Source organism: Candidatus Methylomirabilota bacterium (assembly GCA_027293415.1).
In the GTDB taxonomy this organism is placed as follows: Bacteria; Methylomirabilota; Methylomirabilia; order Methylomirabilales; family CSP1-5; genus CSP1-5.
Genome location: JAPUFX010000159.1, coordinates 1 through 3,541 on the forward strand (window position 1 = coordinate 1; position 3,541 = coordinate 3,541).

Genomic DNA, 3,541 nt, shown 5'->3' on the forward strand with positions numbered 1-3,541 from the left:
AAAAGATCAGGAAGGACCTTGACGAACGGGAGGCGGCCTGATGGGGGGTAAGGCAAAAACTTTTAATTTGCTGCGCGATAGCGTGAAACGGTTGCAGCGCCGGAAGGCCCGCAGGGAGATGAAGAGGGCGCGGAAGCAGGGGGGGCGAAGACAAGTCAGAACGGGAGTGAAATGATGAACGAGCCAACGATGGAAACCCTGGCACGACGGCTGGACCGGGTGGAGCGGGAGAACCGGCGCTTGAAGAGGGCGGGAAAGGTCAAGGTCGGGGAGGGATGAACGATGGTCGAGATGGGTAGCGAGGAGCGGCGACTCCTCGACGAGGCCGTCGAGGTCTATGAAGAGCACGGGTTGGCCGGCGTTCACCGTTGGGGTCAGGAGCAGGGACTCCCGTTACGTTTGTGTGCCCTCTGTGAGATCGAGACTGCGTTCGTCGGTGACACTTGCGCGGTCTGCTGGAGCAAGGGTAGTGGTAACGGATGACGGAGCGTCTTTGGCTTACTTGTTCGAGCGGATAAGAGGTCATTTAAGCAGAGCTGATCCGCGATGAAGCTCATCACCCTCAAGGAAGCTGCCGACCGTCTCGGGTTCTCCGCGCAGACCCTCTATAATGCTGAGGCTTTTCTCGAGTTGTTTCCATAAGGCCGGAAAGGTCATCTGGAGCGCAACGTAGGAAGCAGCTAAATTGTCTCCCCTCCCCTCCACCGTGGGCACCCTCCCTGGCGAGCACCCCCGGTAGCGGCTGTCTTTTAGATCGATCCTGAAACCGGACCGCAAGAAGTGAGTTTTGCGGAAGCTGAACCCTGAGCCGGTAGGCTGTTCATGGTGGATCAGGAGAAAAAAAAGCCCCGATGGAAGCTGCGGTCGGTGCCAAAGGCTGCCGAGCCGCCCCGCCGGTGAAGAGCGGGGACCATCGGGGCCGGTGGTGCCTGGGCCTCCTAAACCTCTCCGAAGCGGAAGAGGAGGTTAGAGGAACGGTGGGCAGAACGTAGCTAAAAATGTAACTGCGTCCACCCTACCTGACCCTACCTGAGCCTATTCTAGCTAACGTGCGTTTTCAATAACCTCTCGTAAGTACTGAACCTCCCTACGTGCTTAGAGTGCTACCGAGGCCTAGGAGGCCACCACCTCACAGATCACCTTACATATATTCACGACTGGACCACCTCCTCTCTCGGCGCATCCAACATCGCGGGCCCAGTACCCGCCAGCCCGAAATCGACGCCGATCTCGACCCCGAGCCTGGTCCGTCCTTGCCTGCCCCATTACAAGCGAGAACGCAAAGGGGTCTGTGTCACCCCGACCGTCATCAATCATAATAATGTTTCTTGGAGCTGTCTAGCCTTTCTTGCATGTCAACCATAAATTTGTTTGAAGGCATGCCCACCCTTTTTCCTTGACGAACTATTCCCCCGTGCATTATAGCGTTGACTCCTATGCGCAACGCGAAATTTTGAAGGAAGAAACCAGAGAGGAGAACGAGAGTGGCTGACATGCACCATGAAATCCAAATCGCCGCCTCACCCGATAAGATTTACGACGCCATTGCGACGGTGGAGGGTCTTCGTGGTTGGTGGACGGGCGATAGCATTGCCGAACCGCGCGTTGGAAGCACTGCGGAGTTCGGTTTCTACGATCGCCGGTTCTTGTTCCGCATGCGTATCGAAAAGCTCATACCAGGCAGAAAGGTCGTCTGGTCCTGTATTGGAGATCACGACGAGTGGCAGGGCACGTGGCTTACCTGGGAGATCTTACAGAGGGACGGAGCAATAGTTCTTACCTTCACACACGGTGACTGGCGCTCGACTACCAGCTTTTTCGCGTCTTGCAACACAACATGGGGCATGTTGATGTACCGCCTCAAGGACTATGCAGAGGGAAAATCTCCAGGCCCCTACTGGGAAAAGTAGCTCTGCCTTCCCCAAAGACCGCTAGTACCGTTCCAACTATTTGTGCCAACTTGCTCGCTGCACTCGATCATGACCCCTGCAACAAGACAGGCTACTCAAATTCGGCCCCTCGATCTTCCTCGGGGTGGTGAGCGGTTCGGCTGAGCTCACCGTCGATGCCCTGTCGAACCACTTATCACCTTGGGACGGCACTAGACTGGCCTCCCACCGAACACGCCTCTGCATCCCATCCATCCTAGGCTGGACGACCCGCTAGAACTCCGCGATTTCGGCGCAAGAATTGCACGTCCGATTGTCCGAGTCACACGGGATACCAGAGGTACGGACGATTCGCGATGGATGAGCTGATCCACCAGTGCTGGACTAAAGCGACAACCGCCGAGGGCGACCACGTCCGCCGGTCGTTTAATTGGGTCACGGCCCGCCGGGCGAGGCTTGGCGTCACCCGCAACGGCCTCGTGTGCGGCGACTGGACGATCCCATACCATGATATTCAAGAGGCAGTCCTATATTGGATCTCTTGGATGCTCATTCCTGGATATGTCCTCCGCGTCAAGGCAAACGGAGCCACTTACCAGTTTGGCCTCAACTGGGGACGCTTTTGGCAGAGAGAGCTGCCTTTCCCCGTGCGACGCGAGAGAGGCCGTGTTGGATACACTGTCTTTAGTATCGTGGTGAGAATAGTAGTTTTAGCAGCCGTTTTGTACTGGTTGTGGTGATACCCTAGCTAGGATTTACGTCTTCCAAGAACCGGTGGTGAGCGATTAGAGGAGGGAACAATGAGAAAGACGAAAAGGTATGCGGTCGTCGTACTGGGCGTATTTTTCGGCCTAGTGCTCTTCCAACCGGTTACGGCAGATCAGGCTGCAGAGAAAGAGGCCTTTAGGGCTGCCAACTTCTGGTTAGCATTAGTAGACGCGGGTAGTTACGCGAGGAGCTGGGAGAGAGCGGCAGATTATTTCAAGGCCGCGGTGCAGGAAGAGCAGTGGGTGGCTTCACTGAAGGCTATTAGAAAGCCGCTCGGGAAGGCCATCTATAGAACACTCAAGTACAAAAAATACACGACCACTCTTCCTGGCGCCCCTGATGGTGAGTACGTCCTTATTCAGTTTGCGACCTCCTTTGAAAGGAAAAAGTCCGCCATAGAGACGCTCACACCCATGCGCGACAAAGATGGGAAGTGGCGAGTCGCTGGTTACTATATCAAATAGACCCATCTCATAGACCAGGTGTCTTAAGCAGAAATAATCGATGAATCGAAAGTCTTGGATCGTATTCGCGATCTGGATAATCGGCGCTTTTGGTTGTGCCACCCACCCGGCACGGACCACGGTACCTCAGGGTGCCGAGATGCTTTTCTGGGAATGGCAATCGTGGGAAACAGACGGGGGCCGAAACAGATTAACAATCTGGAAAGACGGTCGCTCGCAGATCGTGGTCGTGCCAGATGCCTACACTCGCGGCAACCCCGAGAGGTTCCGCCCGCGTCAAGGATGGACAATGGTCGAGAAACCTAGCCCGCATTATTCACGAACCGGGGTCTTCGTGAATAATGCGCCTGCAGGCGCGGGCTCGGCCGCACCGGCAGGTTTCGACAGGCCGCTCCCGCGGGCTGCTCAAGGCTAGCCCTG

4 protein-coding genes are annotated in these 3,541 nt (G+C 56.1%); all 4 read left to right on the forward strand.

Going from position 1 to position 3,541, the window contains the following annotated elements; translation table 11 throughout:
* Window positions 1-282: 282 nt before the first annotated feature.
* The 4 genes from O6929_11185 (at window position 283) to O6929_11200 (ending at window position 3,121) form a co-directional block, all read left to right on the forward strand.
* Window positions 283-483: a hypothetical protein gene (locus O6929_11185; GenBank protein MCZ6480951.1), complete on the forward strand. Its 201-nt coding sequence runs from the start codon at window positions 283-285 to the stop codon at window positions 481-483.
* A gap of 1,010 nt (window positions 484-1,493) precedes the next feature.
* Window positions 1,494-1,910: an SRPBCC domain-containing protein gene (locus O6929_11190; GenBank protein ID MCZ6480952.1), complete on the forward strand. Its 417-nt coding sequence runs from the start codon at window positions 1,494-1,496 to the stop codon at window positions 1,908-1,910.
* 335 nt (window positions 1,911-2,245) lie between these two features.
* Window positions 2,246-2,629, forward strand: coding sequence for a hypothetical protein (locus tag O6929_11195; protein MCZ6480953.1), 384 nt, complete (start codon window positions 2,246-2,248; stop codon window positions 2,627-2,629).
* 60 nt (window positions 2,630-2,689) lie between these two features.
* Window positions 2,690-3,121 (forward strand): DUF4019 domain-containing protein, encoded by a 432-nt coding sequence (locus O6929_11200; protein ID MCZ6480954.1) that lies wholly within the window; start codon window positions 2,690-2,692, stop codon window positions 3,119-3,121.
* The last annotated feature ends 420 nt before the right edge of the window (window positions 3,122-3,541 follow it).